Origin of the sequence: Sphingopyxis sp. C-1, from assembly GCF_001047015.1 — a bacterium.
In the GTDB taxonomy this organism is placed as follows: Bacteria; Pseudomonadota; Alphaproteobacteria; order Sphingomonadales; family Sphingomonadaceae; genus Sphingopyxis.
On record NZ_BBRO01000002.1, the window covers coordinates 774,029 to 791,316 of the forward strand.

Sequence of the window (17,288 nt, forward strand, 5' to 3'; positions counted from 1 at the left end):
CCGGACTTGATCCGGGGTCCCGCTTGCTGCCGGGGCCAGCGGTTGCGTCAAAGAAGCGGGATCCCGGGTCAAGCCCGGGATGACGATGATGGGGGCCAACGCCGCTCCCCACCCCGTAGCTAGCCTTCCCCGTCAACGGATCACGGAATCCGCGTCGTTGGATAGGGCGTGCCGTCCTTGTGGAAATAGCCGTCGGGCGTGAAGAGCATATCGATGTCCGAATAGCCGCCGCCGGTATCGTATTTCTTGCCGCCGCCGAGCGCGACGAAGATGCAATCGACATCCGATTCGTTGACGAGATGGTGGCCGTTCGTGCTGCCCTTCGGCCACACCGCGATATCGCCGGGTCGCATCGGCCAGCGCCCGCTATCCTCGATCAACACCGCTTCGCCCGCGATCATCACCAGCATCTCGTCCTCGCCGTCGTGCCAATGACGCTGCGACGACCAGGCGCCGGGCCTCAGCACGACATGGCTCGCGGCGAAATCGCTGAGCCCCGTGACGGGGGCGAGGCGGCGGTACCAGCGCCCCTGCACGGGTGCGTCATAGGGCGCGGGATAGCCGGTGGCATTGGTTTGCGGGATCGCATCAAGATCGAGCTTGGGCATGGCAGTCCTCGTGGAGTTTGTTCCTCCTTTGTTTCGCACAAAGGCGCCTTGATGCAAAGCCTCGACTTGCTGCCGCGCAAGGGGGTAAGGGAGCGGCATGAGCATCACCGTCGATCCCGTAGAACTGGCAAAGGCGTTGATCGCCGCGCCGAGCATCACCCCGGCCATGGGCGCCGTGTTCGACGTGCTGGAAGCGGCGCTAACGCCGCTCGGCTTTGCCGTCGAGCGATTCATCGACGGGATCGAACCCGATGGCCCCGTTGAAAATTTGCTCGCCGTGCGCACGGGCAAGGGGCCGAGGCATTTCGGCTTTGCCGGGCATCTCGATGTGGTGCCGCCGGGCGTCGGCTGGACCGGCGATGCCTTTGCCCCCGAGGTACGCGGCGACCTGCTTTATGGGCGCGGGGCAGTCGACATGAAAGGTTCGATCGCGGCCTTTGTCGCCGCCGCGTCAGCCACGCCCACTGAGGCCGGCACGATCAGCCTGATCATCACCGGCGACGAGGAGGGGCCCGCGATCTTTGGGACGCGCGCGCTGATGGAGCATATGGATGCGCGCGGGGTGAAGCCCGACATGATCGTCGTCGGCGAGCCGACATCGGTGAACCGGCTCGGCGACATGGTGAAGATCGGGCGGCGCGGATCGGTCAATATCTGGATCGACGTGCCGGGGACGCAGGGGCATGTCGCCTACCCGCACCTTGCCGACAATCCGATCCCGAAACTGGTGCGGATCATGGCGGCGATCGATGCGGTGGCGCTCGACGAGGGCAATGATTGGTTTCAGCCGTCGAACATCGAGTTCACCGATATCGAGGTCGGCAATGGCGCGACCAACGTCATCCCCGCCTCAGCGCGGGCGCGGCTGTCGATCCGCTTCAACGACCAGCACAGGGGCGCCGACCTTGTCGCGCTTATCGAGCGCCTCGCGCACGACGTCGAACCAAATGCGAAAATACTGGGAAAGATTTCGGGCGAAGCCTTCCTCACCCCGCCGGGCGATCTGTCAGGGCTGGTCGCCGAGGCGATCCACGCCGAAACCGACCTGACCCCCGAAATGTCGACCACCGGCGGCACATCGGACGCACGCTTTCTTCACGCGCTCTGCCCGGTGGTCGAATTCGGGCTGACCAATGCGACGATGCACAAGCTGGACGAGGCCGTGGCGGTCGACGATCTGCACACGCTGACCGCCATCTATCGCGGCATATTGGTGCGCGCCTTCGTCTAATCCTCGCGGCTACGGCGCAGGATCACATAGACCGCCCCCGCGCCGCCGTGGCTGACATGCGCGGGACGGAGCGCGACGATCTGGTCGGCGTAGGGCGAATAGGCGAGCCAGTCGGGCAGCGAAGCGCGGATCGCGCCGCGCGGGCGCGGATCGCCATGCATCTGGGGCAGACGGTCGGCACCGGGGCGGAGGCGCCCCGCCACCACAAGCAACACGCGCGCGCCGCGCATCAGCCCGCGCCCGATCGCTTCATCGAGCAAAACCTGCGCAGAAGCGAGCGTGTGACCGTGAAGGTCGATGCTGAGATCGGGGCGAACAAGTCCCTTGCGCAGGCGGCGGTCCCAATGGCCGTCGAGCGTTGCAGCCTGATGAGTGCGGCGCGGGGGCGGAAGTTTCGTCGCGGGTCGCGGTGCGGCAGCGGGAGCCGCAATGTTGCGCGGCGTCGGCTTTGGCGGACTGACGGTCGGCGGCGCGGTGGGCGCGAGCGGCGCTTTCGCCTGGGGCAGCGGCTTTACGGTCGCTGCGACCTTTTTCCACAGCGCCGTTTCCTCGGGGGCGAGGCGCCGGGGCATGTCAGGGCGCCGGGATCAGCCGCGCGATGCTGGCGCGCGGGAGCAGCAGCAGCGCCGAACCGCGTCCCGACATGCCGCCCGCAATCGCGCGCGCCGCGTCGCCCGCGCCCCAGAAGCTGTCGAAGCGGTTGGCGCCCTTGATCGCGCCGCCGGTGTCCTGCGCTATCCAGAGCCCGTTCGGTTCAGCGCGGTCGAGCGAAAGAAAGACCGGAGCACCGAGCGGCACATATTGGGGATCAGCAGCGACGCTCGCGCGGCCGGTGACGGGAACCCCGAGCGCGCCGAGCGGGCCGGGGCCCGTGAGTTCACGGAAAAAGACCCAACTGGGATTCTCGTTCATCACCGCAGCGCCGCGCACGGGGTCGGCGCGAAGATAATCAAGGATGCCCTGCATCGACGCCTGCCCGCGCTGCAATTCGCCGCGATCGAGCAGCAGCTTGCCGATACCGACATAGCCGCGACCGTTTTGCGTGTCGTAGCCGATGCGCATGATGCCGCCGTCGGGGAGGCGCAGGCGACCCGAACCCTGTACCTGCAGGAAGAAGAATTCGGCGGCGTCGGCGGCATAAGCGATTTCGAGCCCGCGCCCGTCGAGCGCGCCGCTTTCGATCGCCGCGCGGTCGTAATAGCGGGTGAAATTGCCGCCATCGACGCGGCCACGGATCTTGCGGCCCTTCAGATCGTCGGCGAACTGGCCAAGGTCGACTTCGACCAGGTCGGCGGGGCGGCGATAGATGGGGACGTCATAACCCGGCTGCTTCGTGCGCGAGCCAGCGATTTCGGGTTCGTAATAGCCGGTGACAAAGGTCGTGCCGGTGCCGACCTGCACGGTGCCGAAATAACGGGCAAAGAAGGCCGCCGCATCGCTGTCCTTCCAGCTTTTCGCCGCGTTGCAGCTTTCGGTCCAGTCGGTGCCCTGCGTCAGGCCGCTCGTGTCGGTGCGGCGCTGGACCGACGGACAACTGATGCGGAACGCCGCGAGCGCGGCGGCGGCCTGCTGGGCGGTAACGCCAAGCGTCGAGAAATCGGGACCCGCGACAACGCCGCTGGCGGCAGCCGTCGTCGCGTCGGCCGGAACGGCGGCCGCGGCGAGCGGCGCGCGCGGCGTCGCGGGAATCGGCTGCGCAGCTGCACCGGTGCCCTCTGACGGGCGCGGCGTATAGGGCCGCGGCGTGCCTGCTGGCCGCGTCGGTGCAGGAGTAGTGGTTGCAGGGCGGCCACTATCCGCCGCGGGAATGACTGACGCGCAGCCCGAAAGCAGCGGCAGGGCAGCGAGCAGCGCGAATCCGAAAGTCCGCGCGCGCGGCGCCCCCACCGTCAGGATCATGGGGTCAGGCCGATTCGGCTTCGTCGAGCACCCAATTGGGGTCGTTGCTGCCGATCTGGCGGCGGAAGGTCCAGAGGTCGTCGGTCTGCGACGCGTCGCTCATCGACCCGGCGATCAGCTTGCCTTCGGCGTCGCGGGTGACCGCGCTGATATCCGCATGGTAACGAACCGTGACGCGCGCCTCGCTACGATTCAGCTCGACCGCGGTGATCTTGGCCGAATCGATTCCCATCAGGCGATTGTCGAGCGTTTCCCCGCGGCCCTCGCGCGCGGCGATGGCGTCGGAAAAGGCTTCGTAGCTGTCGTCGTCGCAAAGATCACGAAGCGTATCGCGATCGCCCTTCCAATAGGCCTCGAGAATCATGCGGTAGGCGGCCTCGGCCCCCTCCATGAAGCGGCCGGCGTCGAAATTGCGGTCGGTCGCGAGAAGCTGGCGAAGGCCGGCCTCCGCAGCGGGTTCGTAAACGAGGCCCGACGTATCGGCGGGGGCGGCAACGCCAGCCTGCGATCCGTCCTTCTCGTCAAGCCGGACCGGCGATGCGGCGGCGCGTTCGCGCGGCAACACGGGCTCCTGCTCATGCCCCGTGCGCTTGCCGAGCACCGAGTAGAGCCGCATGCCGAGGAAGGCGGCAATCATGGCGAGCAGGACGATAGCAAAAGAGGTCACGGGCAAAAGTCCAATGCGGGCAATGGAAACATAATGGTCGATACATAGGCGATACGCGCCCCGGTTTCAAATGACCATGGCCGCTACGGCGCGGCGGGTCAACGATTCGACCTTAACTATAGCACCGCACAGGGCGCCCATTGTGCTCGCTGCCGGGCGCTGCTAAGCGCCGCGACAACCGTCCGCCGCGGTTCCGACACGGGTGCGCGGATGCGGATATTGTTTCCATCTTTTCAGTGAAAGCTTCATCATCATGGCTGACGAGACCAGCGCCGACCTCAACAACCCCGCCCTGCAGCCGAACGGCGAAGACACGAGCCCGGCGATCGGCCTGATTTCGCAATATGTGAAGGACCTGTCGTTCGAAAATCCGAACGCACCGGCCGTCTATCAATGGCAGGACGCCCCGCAGGTCGATGTGCAGTTCAATATCGCCGCCGATAGCGTGGGCGAGAATCTGTACGAAGTGCTGCTGAAGATCGACGTCACGTCGAAAACCGATCAGGGCACGAGCTTCGTCATCGACCTGAAATACGCCGGTCTGTTCGGCGTGCGCAACGTCCCCGACGACCAGCTTCAGCCCTTCTTCCTGGCCGAAGCGCCGCGCATCCTCTTCCCCTTCGCCCGCCGCGTCGTCGCCGATGCCGTCCAGGACGGCGGCTTCCCGTCGCTGCTGCTCGAACCGATCGATTTCCACGGCCTGTTCGCGCAGCAGATTCAGGCCGCGCAGGCCGAAGCGGCCGGCGAAGTCACGGTCGGCCAGGCCTGAGCACCTTAACGGGGGCGGGCTGAGGACTTGAGCAGCCTCGTCAAAAACGTGGGGACGATCGGCGGCCTGACGATGGTCAGCCGCATTTTCGGCTTCGCGCGTGACATGCTGCTCGCCCGCGTCCTCGGCGCGGGCCTCGCCGCCGACGCCTTCCAGCTCGCCTTCACTCTCCCCAACACCTTTCGCCGCCTGTTCGCGGAGGGCGCCTTCTCGGTCGCCTTTGTCCCGACATACAGCCGCGTGCTGCATGGGGAGGACGGCGAAAAGGCGGCGGCGAAGTTCGCCGACGATGTGCTCTCGGTCTTCCTCTGGATATTGCTCGCCTTCTCGGCGGTGATGATGTTTGCGATGCCGGGCATCGTCTGGCTACTCGCGCGCGATTTCCAACAGGTGCCGGGCAAGTTCGAATTCGCGGTCTTCCTGAGCCGCGTGACCTTTCCCTATCTTGCGCTGGTCAGCCTTGTCGCGATGTTGTCGGGCCTGCTCAATGCTCGCTCGCGCTTTGCGCCGGGCGCCTTTGCGCCGGTGTTGCTCAATATCGTGCTGATCGGCGGCATTATCACCGGCTGGTGGCTGCGCGGACCGGGGGGCGACGACCGGATCGTTGCAGAGGCGCTATGCGTCGCGGTGAGTCTCGCGGGCGTCGTCCAGCTTGCCTATATGTGGTGGGCGGTGCGCCGCGCCGGGCTGAAGCTCCACTGGCACCTGCCCAAATTCACGCCCGAGGTGAGAAAGCTCGGCATGCTGATCCTGCCCGCGACCTTCGGCGCCGGCATTTATCAGGTCAGCCAGTTCGTCGACACCTTCTTCGCGACCTCGCTGGCGCAGGGCTCGCTCACGCTGCTGAAACTCGCCGACCGGCTCAACCAGCTACCGCTCGGCATCGTCGGCATCGCGCTGGGCACCGCGATCCTGCCGATGCTGTCGCGCCATATCCACAGCGGCGACGCCGACGAGGCGCAGCGGCTCCAAGGCAATGCGTTCGAGATCGCGACCTTGCTCACCCTGCCCGCCGCCGCCGCGCTCGCGATCTGCGCCCCTGCCTTCGTCACCGCCTTTTTCGTCGGCGGCCGGTTCACCGATGCCGATGGCGCGATCATGGCGCAAATCGTGGCAGCTCTCGTCGCGGGTCTTCCCGCCTATGTCATCGTCAAGATTTTGAACCCGGGCTTTTTCGCGCGCGAGGATATGCGCACTCCGGTGTGGACCGCACTCGCGGCGCTGATCGTCAATATCGCGATCAATCTTTATGTCGTCGAACATTATGGCATCGTCGGACTCGCGGGCGCAACCGCGGCGTCGGCGTCGCTCAACTGCATCCTGCTCTATACCATGCTCCACCGCCGCGGCTGGTTCCATTTCACGGCGAAGCTTGCCGGGCGGATTGCGCGCCAACTGATCGCGGTCGCAGCGATGTCGGCGCTGCTCTGGTGGATGATGCCGATGATGGCGCCCTATTATGGCGGCGACGTGTTCGAACGCATCTGGTCGCTCGCCGCGCTCTGCGCAGCCGGCGGCGCGGCCTTCTTCGCGGTCGCCTTCCTCGTTGGCGCGCTTGACAAGGATCTGGTTCGCATGCTCACGCGGCGGCGCGCCAAACCGGCGGTTGAACAGGAGTAAGACATGCGGACGCTATCGGGCATCCAGCCCACCGGAAATTTGCATCTCGGCAATTATCTGGGCGCGATCCGCAACTGGGTGCGCATGCAGGACGAGATGCCGGGCGAGAAGCTCTATTTCCTCGCCGACCTGCACGCGATCACCGTCTATAACGACCCCGCCGAGCTGACCGCGAACACGCGGGAGATGGCGGCCGCGTTGATGGCGGCGGGGATCGACCCCGAAAAGGCGATCCTGTTCAATCAGGCGCGCGTCCCCGCGCACGCCGAACTCGCCTGGTTGCTATTCTGCACCGCGCGCATCGGCTGGCTGAACCGCATGACGCAGTTCAAGGAAAAGTCGGGCAAGAACCGCGAGGGCGCAAGCGTAGGCCTCTTTGCCTATCCGGTGCTGCAGGCGGCCGACGTGCTGCTTTACCAGACGACGCACGTCCCCGTTGGCGACGACCAGAAACAGCATCTTGAACTCGCGCGCGACATTGCGACCAAGTTCAACCTCGATACGGCGACCGAAACCTTCACGTTGCCGGAGCCGACGATCCCGGCTGCCGCAGCACGGATCATGAGCCTTCGCAACGGCTCCGCCAAAATGTCGAAATCGGACCCGAGCGACGCGAGCCGCATCAACCTGGTCGACGACGCCGACACGATCATGGCGAAGATCCGCAAGGCGAAGACCGACGCCGAGCCGCTGCCGTCGGAAGCGTCGGGGCTGGAAGGGCGGCCCGAGGCGAAGAATCTCGTCTCCATCTATGCCGCGATGGCCGACGAGAGCATCGACCAGGTGCTCGCACGCTTTGCCGGACAGGGATTCGGCGCGTTCAAGCCCGCGCTCGGCGAGGTGCTGGTCGAAACGCTGCGCCCGATCGCGACGCGGCTGACCGAGCTCAAGGCCGATCCCGCCGCGATCGACGCCGCGCTGGAGGCCGGTGCGGCGCGCGCATCGGCGCTTGCACGGCCCACGCTCGACGCGGCCTATGCCGCGCTGGGGCTCTGCCGTTAAACCGTCGTCCTGGTACGAAAAATCTTGTTAAGCGCTTCCGCCCCCCCATATTGAGGGGGTGGAACAGCCCTGCGACGAACCGAGTTCAACCAAGGTTAAGTCGCATCGGTATAGTCTATGGTATGAAAGCGCGGGTTATGCGCGCCCGAATCACGGAGCCAGGACGATGAGCAAGATGAATTTCCGGCGATTGAGCCTTGCCGCCATGACCGGCGCGGCGCTGGCGCTGGCCGGCTGCGCGACCCCTTTCAAGGCCGATGTCGCGCGTTTCCAGACGCAGCTTCCCGCACCGCAGGGCCAGAGCTTCGTCGTCGAGGCGAGCGACCCCTCGCTGCAAGGCGGTATCGAATTCGGCCAATATGCGAATCTCGTCGCAGGCGAGCTGACGCGTTACGGCTATCGCCCCGCGGCGAACGGCGAACGCGCCGACCTGGTCGTCCGCATGGATTATGGCGTCGACAAGGGCCGCGAACGCGTCGTGTCGAGCCCCGGCTTCGGCGACCCCTGGTACGGCAGCTATGGCGGCTTTTACGGCCGCGGATTCTATCGTCCCGTGATCGTCAGCGGACGCGGCGGACGCCGTTACGTCTATGGCTATCGCGATCCGTTCCTGTGGGGCGGTTTCGGACCCGGCTGGGGCGGCTATAACGACGTGTCGAGCTATACCGTCTACACCAGCGGCCTGAACCTCCAGATCAACCGCGCCGCCGACGGCTCGCGCCTGTTCGAGGGCCATGCAGAGGCGCAGTCGCGCGACAATAATCTGCAGGCACTGGTCCCGAACCTGGTCGAAGCGATGTTCACCGGCTTCCCCGGCAATTCGGGCGAGCGGGTGCGGATCACGGTGGCACCGCCCGAAAAGGGCTGAACGGCTACAATCCGAAAAACAAAAGGCTCGCCGTCCGAAAGGAAGGCGGGCCTTTTTGTGTACGGGGGAGAGCGATGTCGGATATCTCTCCGTTCGTCATTCCGCGCTGGGCCCGAGATCCGCTTTCGACGCACTCGTTGGCTTCGGCATCAAGCGGGACCCCGGATCAAGTCCGGGGTGACGATGAAGGATAGGCCGGCCGCCGTTCGACTAGAGACTGCCAGCAGAAGGCGCGTTGCCGCCGCCGGGCTCCGACGATTGTTATTCCGGGGCCATAATCGAATCGCAGAGCATCCGCCCAAGACACGGGGCCCTGGGCGCGTTTGCCAACCAATATCGGAAGTTTGGATGCCCCGTGAGGATTCGAACCTCAATAGACGGAATCAGAATCCGTAGTCTTACCATTAGACGACGGGGCATCAGAGGCGCGCGCAATATGATTGCGGGGACCGGCTGTCAAGGCCGGAGCGGCGGGTCGTACAAGCCCGCTTGCCCTGCCGCAATTCGCCGCTAGCATCCCCCCATAACAAAACAGGGGGGCCGCGCGCCCGCGCGGAGGCCCGAAGGAGTGGGTTGATGCGTCATGTCGCGATCGTCGGGTCGGGTCCCGCGGGCTATTATACCGCCGAAACATTGCAGAAGGCGGGCGATATCGCGGTCGACGTCATCGACCGGCTGCCCGTCCCCTATGGGTTGATTCGCACCGGGGTCGCCCCCGACCATCAATCGATCAAGGCGGTGTCGCGCCGTTACGAAGGCGTCGCCCTCACCGACAATGTCCGCTTCGTCGGTCATGTGTCGGTCGGGACCGACGTGACGATCGACGAACTTGTCGGGCTCTATGACGCGGTCGTGCTGGCGACGGGGGCGCCGAACGACCGGCCGCTCGACATTCCGGGCGCCGACCTGCCTGGGGTGATCGGCAGCGCGGCCTTTGTCGGCTGGTATAACGGCCATCCCGATTTCGCCGACCTGAACCCGCCGCTCGACGCCCCCGGCGTTGCGGTGATCGGCAACGGGAATGTCGCGCTCGACGTGGCGCGCATCCTCGCCAAGACGCCGGCGGAATTCGCGGGCAGCGACATCGTTGCGCACGCCCGCGACGCGCTGGCGGCAAGCGCGGTACGCCACATCCAGATTCTCGGCCGCCGCGGCCCGCATCAGATCGCGATGACGCCGAAGGAACTGGGCGAACTGAGCCATCTCGAACGCGCGAGCCCACGCGTCGACCCCGCAGACCTGCCGCCCGAGGGCGACGATGCATTGCTCGAACCCGGCATGCGCAAGTCGGTAACGCATCTGCGCAGCTTCTCCGCCAACCCGGTCGCCAAGCCGGTGACGATCGATTTCGACTTTTTCGCCATGCCGATTGCCATCGAGGGAGACGGCCGGGTGCAACGCTTGATCGTCGAGCGCACGACGCTCGACGCCGACCTCAGGAGCCACGGCACGGGCGAAACCTACGCGCTCGATGCCGGGCTGGTCGTAAGCTGCATCGGCTATCAGACCCCGCCGATCCCCGGCGTCCCCTATGAACATGGCCGCGGCCGCTTCGCGAGCGACGAGGGGCGCGTCCTGCCCGGCCTCTACGCCGTCGGCTGGGCACGGCGCGGGCCGTCGGGAACCATCGGCACGAACAAGCCCGACGGCGCGCGCATTGCCGAAATGCTGCTGGAGGACATCGGGCGCGGGGCGGGCAAGGCGGGACGCCCCGGACTCGACGCGCTGCTCGCGAGCCGCAACATCGTGCCCGTCACCTTCCGCGACTGGCGCCGTATCGAGGCGGCCGAGGTCGCCGCCGCGCTCGACGGCCGGCCGCGCGAGAAATTCACCAGCATCGAGGCGATGCTCCAAGCCATCGGGCGGTGAAGGCCCGCATCCGCACCGCGCTGCGCTGGTTGCTCGTGCTTGCCTATGGCTATGCGGGTTATCGCCATCTGGCCACCCCGGCGCCCTTTCTGGCGATCACGCCGCCGTGGGTGCCAGCACCCGAAGCCGTCGTCGCAGCGACAGGCATCGCCGAGATCGCAGGCGCGATCGGGTTGATGATCCCCGCGACGCGCAAGGCCGCGGGCTGGGGCCTTGCGCTCTATGCACTCTGCGTGTGGCCGGCGAACTTCCACCACGCGTTTGCCAATGTCGCGATCGGCGGTGAAACCTTGGGCTGGTGGTATCACGGCCCGCGCCTCGCCGCGCAGCCGCTGATCATCTGGTGGGCGCTGTGGGCGGGCGGCGCGACCGACTGGCCGTTTCGCCGCCGCCCCTAGCCCTTATTTCGCGACTGGCGTCTCGATCGGCGGCTGGCCCTTCTGGCTTGCAGCATAGGCCTCGACCGCCTTCAGCACGCGCAGCATATTGCCGCTCGAAATCTTCTCCAGCTCTGCCTGCGTATAACCGCGCCGTGCGAGTTCGGCGAACAACCGCGGATAGCCCGTGACATCCTCCAGCCCCACTGGCGTAGCGTCCATCCCGTCATAATCGCCACCGATCCCGATATGATCGACGCCGATCGTCGCCTTGATGTGGTCGATATGGTCCGCCGCAATCCCGATCGGCGTCTGCGGCGCCGGGTTCGCCGCGTCCCACGCTTTCAGCGCGGGGGCGACAGCATCGGGATTGCCGACGTACAGCGCTTCGAGCCGCGCCTTTTCCGCCGTCCGCGTCAGACCATGCGCGCGCAGCTTCGGGTCGAGAAAGGCGGCATAGAGCACGACCATCACAACGCCGCCATTCGCCTTCACCGCGGGCAGCACGCTGTCGGGCACGTTGCGCGGATGGTCGTTGACCGCGCGAACGCCCGAATGGCTGAACATGACCGGCGCGTGCGACACCTCGAGCGCGTCCTTCATCGTCGCTTCGCTTACGTGGCTCAAATCGACGATCATGCCGATGCGGTTCATTTCGCGAACGACCTGCTTGCCGAAATCGGTAAGCCCGTCATGTTGCGGGGCGTCGGTAGCGCTGTCGGCCCATGGGGTGGTCTTGCTGTGGGTCAGCGTCATGTAACGCGCGCCCATGCCATAGAGCTGGCGCAGCACGGCAAGCGACGATCCGATCGACTGGCCGCCCTCCATCCCCAGCATGCCGGCGACCTTGCCCGCCTTCATTTGGCTTTCGAGTTCGGCCGAGGTCGACGCGAAGCCAAGGTCGTTCGGGTAGCGGGCGATCAGCCGCTTCGCGACGTCGATCTGCTCGATCGTCTGCTGTACTGCCTGCTGCTCATTCGTGTTCGACGGCACATAGACCGACCAGAATTGCGCCCCGACATGCCCCTTGCGCAGGCGCTGGATATCGGTGTGCATCACAGTTCCGTCGGCCTTGGGCTTGGTGGTGTCGCGAAAATCGAAGTCGTTGATCACATTGCCGACCTGCCCGCGGAGTTCCCACGGCACGTCATTATGCCCGTCGAACACCGGCGCCTTCTTGAGCGCGGCTTCGGCAACAGCTTCGGGCGACTTCTGTGCCACGGCTGGGGTGGAAATGAGGGCGAAAGCGGCGAAGCCGGCGAGCAGGTGCGACATGTTCATGGCGCGCGACCTTAAGTGCTTGTTGCCGCAGCGCAAGCCTCACTTGACGTTCCCGTCAACGCCGCGCAGCATCGCCCCATGACAGCATTCGACGACTGGCGCGCACGATCGCCATATTATGATGAAACGCATGAAGCGCTGGCGCAAAGCGTCCGCCGCTTCGTCACGCGCGAGATCGCGCCGCACATCGACCGTTGGGAGGCTGAGGGCGAATTGCCGCGCGAGTTGCACAAAAAGGCGGCCGAGGCGGGCATCCTGGGCCTGCGCTACCCCGAACAATATGGCGGGCACTCTGAGGGCTTCGACAATTTCCACGGCCTCGTGCTGACCGAGGAACTTGCCGCGGTCGGCGCGGGGGGCCTCGGCGCCTCGCTGATGACGCACGGCATCGGCCTGCCCCCGATCCTCGCACTCGGCTCCGAAGAGTTGAAGCAGCGCGTCGCGCCGCCCGTCCTCGCGGGCGAGAAGATCATCGCGCTCGGCATCACCGAAGCGGGCGGAGGCAGCGATGTCGCGAACCTAAAGACCACGGCGGCAAGGGACGGCGATGCCTACGTCGTCAACGGCGGCAAGATGTTCATCACCAGCGGTATGCGCGCCGACTGGCTGACCTGTGCCGTGCGCACCGGCGGGCCGGGCGCGGCGGGCATCTCGCTGCTGCTGATCGACATGGACGCGCCCGGCGTCGAACGGACAAGGCTCGACAAGATGGGCTGGCGCTGTAGCGACACCGCCGCGATCCATTTCAGCGATGTCCGCGTCCCCGCCGAAAATCTGATCGGCCCAGAAAATGGCGGCTTCATCGGGATCATGCGCAATTTCAACAGCGAACGGCTCGGCATGGCGATGGGCTGCTGCGCCTATGCCCGCGTTGCGATGGCCGAAGCGGCCGAATGGGCGCAGAACCGCGAGACCTTCGGCAAGCCGCTCGTCGGCCACCAATCGATCCGCATCAAGCTCGCCGACATGGAACGTCAGATCGAGGCAACCCAGGCATGGGTCGACCTCTGCGCCTGGCAGGTCAAGACCGGCAAGGACCGCCCCGCTGACTTCGCGATGCTGAAGGTGCAGGCCACGCGAATGCTGGAGGCGGTCGCGCGCGAGGCGGCGCAGGTTCTCGGCGGCGCGAGCTACATCACCGGCAGCAAGGTCGAACGCATCTACCGCGAAGTCCGCGTCAATGCCATTGGCGGCGGCAGCGAGGAAATCATGCTCGACCTCGCGGGGCGGCAGTTGTTTGGAGGGAAGAAGTGAACGAAATCACCCGAAGCTGGCCCGCTGAGGCCGAAACGCTCCTCGACGATCTCGTCGATCTTCGCCGCGCGATTCATCGTGAGCCTGAGCTGGGACTTCAGAACCCGAAGACGCTCGCGAAGATAAAGGCGGCGCTCGCCGGCTTGCCGCTCGAGTTTCGCGAGGGGCCGTCGACAACCGGGCTGATCGCGGTTCTGCGTGGGCCCGCGAACGGGCGCACGGTGCTGCTGCGCGGCGACATGGATGCGCTGCCTTTGCTGGAGGACACCGGGCTCGACTTCACATCGGAGATCGCCGGTGCAATGCATGCGTGCGGGCATGACACGCATGTCGCGATGCTCGTCGGTGCGGCAAAGCTGCTGTGCGCCGCGCGCGACCGGCTGCCCGGCACCGTGGTGTTCATGTTCCAACCGGGCGAGGAAGGCCATCACGGTGCGCGATTCATGCTCGACGACGGGATCATCGACCCGTTGCCCGACGCGGCCTTTGCGCTCCACATCATGCCGAACGCGCCGCACGGCATTTTCGCCGGGCGCGCGGGGCCCTTGCTCGCCTCGTCCGACGTCCTCTCGATCACCGTCAAGGGTGCGGGCGGCCACGCCTCGATGCCGCAGGACGCGATCGACCCGATCCCGGTCGCCTGCTCGATCGTCACCGCGATCCAGACGATGGTCACGCGCCGCATCTCGGTGTTCGACCCCGCGGTCGTCACCATCGCCAAGATCAGCGCCGGCACGACGAACAATATCATCCCCGAAACCGCCGAAATGCTTGGCACGATCCGCACACTGTCGCCCGAACGCCGCGCGATGGTCGCGCGCGAGTTGAAGCGCCTCGCCCCAGCAATCGCCGAGGCGCATGGCTGCACGGCCGAGGTGACCATCGAGGAAGGCTTCCCAGTCGCCATCTGCGATGCGCGCGCGGTCGCCTTCGGCCAATCGGTGGTCGAGGAGACCTTCGGCGAGCAAGCCTGGCTGACGATGGACAATCCCGTGATGGGCGCCGAGGATTTCTCCTACGTCCTCGAAAAAGTGCCCGGCGCGATGTTCTGGCTCGGTGCGAGCGAGGCAGGCAGCGACTGGCGCCAATGCTGCGGGCTCCACAGCAACCATATGGTGCTCGACGAGAGCGTGATGGCACGCGGCGCCGCGCTGCACGCGGCGCTTGCCGAACGGTTCCTCAACGAAGGATTCAACGCATGATCAACATCGTCGGCGCGATCATCTCGGGCCTGGTCATCGGCGCGCTCGCGCGCTTCTTTTATCCGGGTGCCGTACACATGGGCTGGATCGCGACGATCCTGCTCGGCATCGGCGGCTCGCTCCTCGCCGGCCTCGCCACCTCGCGCGGCCGCGGCGACTTCCACCGCGCCGGATGTCTCGCGTCGGTGATCGGGGCGATTGTGCTGATCCTTGCTGGGCGCCTGCTCGGCGTCGGCGGCTGACGCTTATTCGATCATCGCCTCGACCGTTTCGTGCGGGTAGAGCATGAATTCGCGATAGAGCCGGTAATGCGCCGTGTCTTCGAGTTGTACAGGCTCGATCCCGAGCGGGCTGATCTGCCATAGATCCGCATCGGGTAGCGCCATCAGGATCGGCGAGTGCGTCGCCATGATGACCTGGCTGTTGTTCGCGCGCTGGATGCGTCGGAGCAGCTTGAGGAATTCGAACTGACGCGAGGGTGAGAGCGCCGATTCGGGTTCGTCGAAAATATAGATACCCTGCTGATCGGCGCGTTCCTCGAAAAAATGGAGAAAGCCTTCGCCGTGCGACCAGGACAGATAATCGGGCCGCCCGGCGTTCGAGTCAAAGGCGGCCTGATCGACGTAGCGCGCCAGCGTGAAGAAGGTTTCGGCGCGAAAAAAGAAGCCTCTGCCGACCTTGGGCAGCCACGCTGCGCGCAGGGCATCGACCAATAGGCCGCCGTCGCTGCCCGAGATGTCCGACCGCTCGACCGCCATATGGCCATAACCGCCCCCGCCCTCGCTGAAACCGGCGATCACCGCGATGGCTTCGAGCAACGTCGATTTGCCCGATCCGTTTTCGCCGACCAATATCGTGACGGGTTTCTCGAACCGGATTTCGAATGCCGGGTCGCCGAACAGCGGGATGTTGAAGGGATATTGATCTCGATCGATCGCGGGCGTGTCCGCATCCGGGGCGGGTTCGCGCATCCACACGCGCCGCAGGTAGGGCGGCGGAAGCTTCGTCCGCGACCCTTTAGCCACCGATCACGGCACCAGCACCGTATCGACCGCTTCGGGCAGCAGATCCGGATAGTCGAGCGTGTAATGCAGCCCGCGGCTTTCCTTGCGGTGGAGCGCGCTGCGCACGATCAGTTCGGCGCATTGCAGCAGGTTGCGCAGCTCGATCAGGTCGGTCGTGACGCGGAAGTGGCCGTAATAATCCTCGACCTCGTGCGTCATCATGTCGATGCGGTGGCGGGCACGTTCGAGGCGTTTGGTAGTGCGCACGATGCCGACATAATTCCACATGAAGCGGCGGATTTCGGTCCAATTCTGCTTGATGACGACCTCTTCGTCGGAATCGGTCACGCGGCTGGCATCCCACGGACGGATCGCGGGCGGCGTGTCGAGCTGGTCCCAGCATTGAATGATATGCTTCGCCGCCGCCTCGCCGAAGACGAAGCATTCCAGCAGCGAGTTCGACGCGAGACGATTGGCACCGTGCAGTCCGCTCTCGGTGCATTCGCCCGCCGCATAGAGCCCGGGCAGGTCGGTGCGGCCGTCGAGGTCGATCAGCACGCCGCCGCACGTATAATGCTGCGCGGGCACCACCGGGATCGGCTGCTTTGTCATGTCGATGCCCAGCGTCAGCAGCTTTTCATAGATGTTCGGGAAATGCCCCGCGACGAAATCGGGATCGAGATGACTGATGTCAAGGTGGACATAGTCGAGCCCCGAGCGCTTGATCTGGTCGTCGTTAGCGCGCGCGACGACGTCGCGCGGGGCGAGTTCGGCGCGTGCGTCATAGTCGGGCATATAGCGGTGACCGGTAACGGGGTGCTTCAATATGCCCCCCTCGCCGCGGACGGCCTCGGTAATCAGGAAATTCTTGACGTCGAGATTGTAGAGGCAGGTCGGGTGGAACTGCATCATCTCCATGTTCGAGACGCGGCAGCCCGCGCGCCAGGCCATCGCGATGCCGTCACCGGTCGCGCCTCTGGGCGCGGTCGAGAACTGGTACACGCGCCCGGCGCCGCCGCTGGCGAGGATCGTCGCGCGGCCGACATGCGCGTGAACCTTGCCGCTCTTTTCATCGAGCGCATAGACGCCCCACACACGGCCTGATCCCGAGTAACGTTCCTCATGCCGCCCGGTGATGAGGTCGATGCACGCCTGTCCTGGTAGCAAAGTGATGTTCGGATGCGCTTCAGCCGTCTTGAGCAGAGCGGCCTGCACCGCCCAGCCGGTCGCGTCGTCGACATGGACGATACGGCGGTGCGAATGACCGCCCTCGCGCGTCAGGTGCAGCGCTTCGGCGTCCTTGTTGAACGGCACCCCCATCTCGACAAGCCGTTCGATCGCGTGCGGTGCATTCTCGACGACAAACTCGACCGTCTCTCGCCGGTTGAGGCCGCCGCCCGCGATCATCGTATCCTCGATATGATTTTCGAACGTATCGCCGGCGTCGAGCACAGCGGCGATCCCGCCCTGCGCCCACGCGGTCGACCCGCCGGTGAGTTCGCCTTTCGCCAGCACAAGCACGCGGCAATGGTCGGCGAGCGCGATCGCAGCGGTCAGACCTGCCGCCCCCGATCCCACGATGATGACGTCGTATTCACTCATGGCGCCTCTGTTGCACAGCAAGGCGCCGCATGACA

The 17,288-nt window shown here is 65.7% G+C and carries 17 protein-coding genes and 1 tRNA gene; 10 read left to right on the forward strand and 8 right to left on the reverse strand.

Going from position 1 to position 17,288, the window contains the following annotated elements; genetic code table 11:
- Nucleotides 1-140: 140 nt before the first annotated feature.
- Entirely contained in the window at nucleotides 141-608 is a 468-nt protein-coding gene (locus SC1_RS18270; RefSeq protein WP_062185764.1) for a cupin domain-containing protein, read from the reverse strand.
- 97 nt (nucleotides 609-705) lie between these two features.
- Here SC1_RS18270 and dapE point away from each other — a divergent pair, with 97 nt between their 5' ends.
- Nucleotides 706-1,839 carry a succinyl-diaminopimelate desuccinylase gene (dapE, locus tag SC1_RS18275; protein WP_062185767.1) on the forward strand — a complete coding sequence of 378 codons (1,134 nt, stop codon included), beginning with the start codon at nucleotides 706-708 and terminating at the stop codon, nucleotides 1,837-1,839.
- Here dapE and SC1_RS18280 read toward each other — a convergent pair.
- Genes SC1_RS18280 through SC1_RS18290 form a run of 3 tightly spaced genes read right to left on the reverse strand, consistent with a single transcriptional unit; the run spans nucleotide 1,836 to nucleotide 4,405 of the window.
- Complete coding sequence (locus tag SC1_RS18280) at nucleotides 1,836-2,411, reverse strand: Smr/MutS family protein (protein ID WP_062185768.1); 576 nt, start codon at nucleotides 2,409-2,411, stop codon at nucleotides 1,836-1,838. The genes dapE and SC1_RS18280 overlap by 4 nt on opposite strands.
- A 1-nt stretch (nucleotide 2,412) precedes the next feature.
- Nucleotides 2,413-3,738 carry a murein transglycosylase A gene (locus SC1_RS18285; RefSeq protein WP_062185770.1) on the reverse strand — a complete coding sequence of 442 codons (1,326 nt, stop codon included), beginning with the start codon at nucleotides 3,736-3,738 and terminating at the stop codon, nucleotides 2,413-2,415.
- A 4-nt stretch (nucleotides 3,739-3,742) separates the two neighbouring features.
- Entirely contained in the window at nucleotides 3,743-4,405 is a 663-nt protein-coding gene (locus SC1_RS18290) for a Tim44/TimA family putative adaptor protein (RefSeq protein WP_152682493.1), read from the reverse strand.
- Between the two features lie 253 nt (nucleotides 4,406-4,658).
- Between SC1_RS18290 and secB the strand changes: the two genes are divergently transcribed.
- The 4 genes from secB (at nucleotide 4,659) to SC1_RS18310 (ending at nucleotide 8,664) form a co-directional block, all read left to right on the forward strand.
- Nucleotides 4,659-5,174, forward strand: coding sequence for a protein-export chaperone SecB (gene secB / locus SC1_RS18295; protein WP_062185773.1), 516 nt, complete (start codon nucleotides 4,659-4,661; stop codon nucleotides 5,172-5,174).
- Nucleotides 5,175-5,201: 27 nt separating this feature from the next.
- Nucleotides 5,202-6,794, forward strand: coding sequence for a murein biosynthesis integral membrane protein MurJ (murJ, locus tag SC1_RS18300; RefSeq protein ID WP_083435987.1), 1,593 nt, complete (start codon nucleotides 5,202-5,204; stop codon nucleotides 6,792-6,794).
- A 3-nt stretch (nucleotides 6,795-6,797) separates the two neighbouring features.
- Entirely contained in the window at nucleotides 6,798-7,796 is a 999-nt protein-coding gene (trpS, locus tag SC1_RS18305; RefSeq protein WP_062185775.1) for a tryptophan--tRNA ligase, read from the forward strand.
- A gap of 166 nt (nucleotides 7,797-7,962) precedes the next feature.
- On the forward strand, nucleotides 7,963-8,664 hold the full coding sequence (locus tag SC1_RS18310; RefSeq protein WP_083435988.1) for a DUF4136 domain-containing protein: 702 nt from the start codon (nucleotides 7,963-7,965) through the stop codon (nucleotides 8,662-8,664).
- 345 nt (nucleotides 8,665-9,009) lie between these two features.
- On the opposite strand, the gene SC1_RS18315 is transcribed toward SC1_RS18310, so the two are convergent.
- Nucleotides 9,010-9,083 (reverse strand) — tRNA-Gln (locus SC1_RS18315).
- Nucleotides 9,084-9,240: 157 nt separating this feature from the next.
- On the opposite strand from SC1_RS18315, the gene SC1_RS18320 reads away from it, so the two are divergent.
- Together SC1_RS18320 and SC1_RS18325 are read left to right on the forward strand one after the other, a co-directional pair.
- Nucleotides 9,241-10,533 (forward strand): FAD-dependent oxidoreductase, encoded by a 1,293-nt coding sequence (locus SC1_RS18320; RefSeq protein WP_062185777.1) that lies wholly within the window; start codon nucleotides 9,241-9,243, stop codon nucleotides 10,531-10,533.
- A complete protein-coding gene (locus tag SC1_RS18325; protein WP_083435989.1) occupies nucleotides 10,530-10,931 on the forward strand; it encodes a DoxX family protein in 402 nt (133 codons plus the stop codon). Before SC1_RS18320 ends, SC1_RS18325 begins: the two co-directional genes overlap by 4 nt.
- A gap of 3 nt (nucleotides 10,932-10,934) precedes the next feature.
- Here the strand turns inward: SC1_RS18325 and SC1_RS18330 are convergent, their stop codons facing one another.
- On the reverse strand, nucleotides 10,935-12,191 hold the full coding sequence (locus SC1_RS18330; protein ID WP_062185779.1) for a dipeptidase: 1,257 nt from the start codon (nucleotides 12,189-12,191) through the stop codon (nucleotides 10,935-10,937).
- Nucleotides 12,192-12,269: 78 nt separating this feature from the next.
- Between SC1_RS18330 and SC1_RS18335 the strand changes: the two genes are divergently transcribed.
- Genes SC1_RS18335 through SC1_RS18345 form a run of 3 tightly spaced genes read left to right on the forward strand, consistent with a single transcriptional unit; the run spans nucleotide 12,270 to nucleotide 14,889 of the window.
- A complete protein-coding gene (locus SC1_RS18335; RefSeq protein WP_062186972.1) occupies nucleotides 12,270-13,445 on the forward strand; it encodes an acyl-CoA dehydrogenase family protein in 1,176 nt (391 codons plus the stop codon).
- Between the two features lie 5 nt (nucleotides 13,446-13,450).
- Nucleotides 13,451-14,647 (forward strand): M20 family metallopeptidase, encoded by a 1,197-nt coding sequence (locus SC1_RS18340; protein ID WP_062186970.1) that lies wholly within the window; start codon nucleotides 13,451-13,453, stop codon nucleotides 14,645-14,647.
- Nucleotides 14,644-14,889, forward strand: a complete 246-nt coding sequence (locus SC1_RS18345) for a GlsB/YeaQ/YmgE family stress response membrane protein (RefSeq protein ID WP_062185781.1) — start codon at nucleotides 14,644-14,646, stop codon at nucleotides 14,887-14,889. Before SC1_RS18340 ends, SC1_RS18345 begins: the two co-directional genes overlap by 4 nt.
- A gap of 3 nt (nucleotides 14,890-14,892) precedes the next feature.
- Here the strand turns inward: SC1_RS18345 and SC1_RS18350 are convergent, their stop codons facing one another.
- Nucleotides 14,893-15,618, reverse strand: coding sequence for an AAA family ATPase (locus tag SC1_RS18350; protein WP_062185783.1), 726 nt, complete (start codon nucleotides 15,616-15,618; stop codon nucleotides 14,893-14,895).
- A gap of 57 nt (nucleotides 15,619-15,675) precedes the next feature.
- Nucleotides 15,676-17,253 (reverse strand): L-aspartate oxidase, encoded by a 1,578-nt coding sequence (nadB, locus tag SC1_RS18355; protein WP_062185784.1) that lies wholly within the window; start codon nucleotides 17,251-17,253, stop codon nucleotides 15,676-15,678.
- Between the last annotated feature and the right edge of the window lie 35 nt (nucleotides 17,254-17,288).

What these genes read in the sequence shown, in the direction of transcription:
- SC1_RS18320 (WP_062185777.1), top strand. Translation starts at nt 9,241, where the DNA reads ATGCGTCATGTCGCGATCGTCGGGTCGGGTCCCGCGGGCTATTATACC.
- SC1_RS18345 (WP_062185781.1), top strand. Translation starts at nt 14,644, where the DNA reads ATGATCAACATCGTCGGCGCGATCATCTCGGGCCTGGTCATCGGCGCG.
- trpS (WP_062185775.1), top strand. Translation starts at nt 6,798, where the DNA reads ATGCGGACGCTATCGGGCATCCAGCCCACCGGAAATTTGCATCTCGGC.
- SC1_RS18310 (WP_083435988.1), top strand. Translation starts at nt 7,963, where the DNA reads ATGAGCAAGATGAATTTCCGGCGATTGAGCCTTGCCGCCATGACCGGC.
- secB (WP_062185773.1), top strand. Translation starts at nt 4,659, where the DNA reads ATGGCTGACGAGACCAGCGCCGACCTCAACAACCCCGCCCTGCAGCCG.
- SC1_RS18270 (WP_062185764.1), bottom strand. Translation starts at nt 608, where the DNA reads ATGCCCAAGCTCGATCTTGATGCGATCCCGCAAACCAATGCCACCGGC.
- SC1_RS18285 (WP_062185770.1), bottom strand. Translation starts at nt 3,738, where the DNA reads ATGATCCTGACGGTGGGGGCGCCGCGCGCGCGGACTTTCGGATTCGCG.
- dapE (WP_062185767.1), top strand. Translation starts at nt 706, where the DNA reads ATGAGCATCACCGTCGATCCCGTAGAACTGGCAAAGGCGTTGATCGCC.
- SC1_RS18280 (WP_062185768.1), bottom strand. Translation starts at nt 2,411, where the DNA reads ATGCCCCGGCGCCTCGCCCCCGAGGAAACGGCGCTGTGGAAAAAGGTC.
- SC1_RS18335 (WP_062186972.1), top strand. Translation starts at nt 12,270, where the DNA reads ATGACAGCATTCGACGACTGGCGCGCACGATCGCCATATTATGATGAA.
- SC1_RS18350 (WP_062185783.1), bottom strand. Translation starts at nt 15,618, where the DNA reads ATGCGCGAACCCGCCCCGGATGCGGACACGCCCGCGATCGATCGAGAT.
- nadB (WP_062185784.1), bottom strand. Translation starts at nt 17,253, where the DNA reads ATGAGTGAATACGACGTCATCATCGTGGGATCGGGGGCGGCAGGTCTG.
- SC1_RS18330 (WP_062185779.1), bottom strand. Translation starts at nt 12,191, where the DNA reads ATGAACATGTCGCACCTGCTCGCCGGCTTCGCCGCTTTCGCCCTCATT.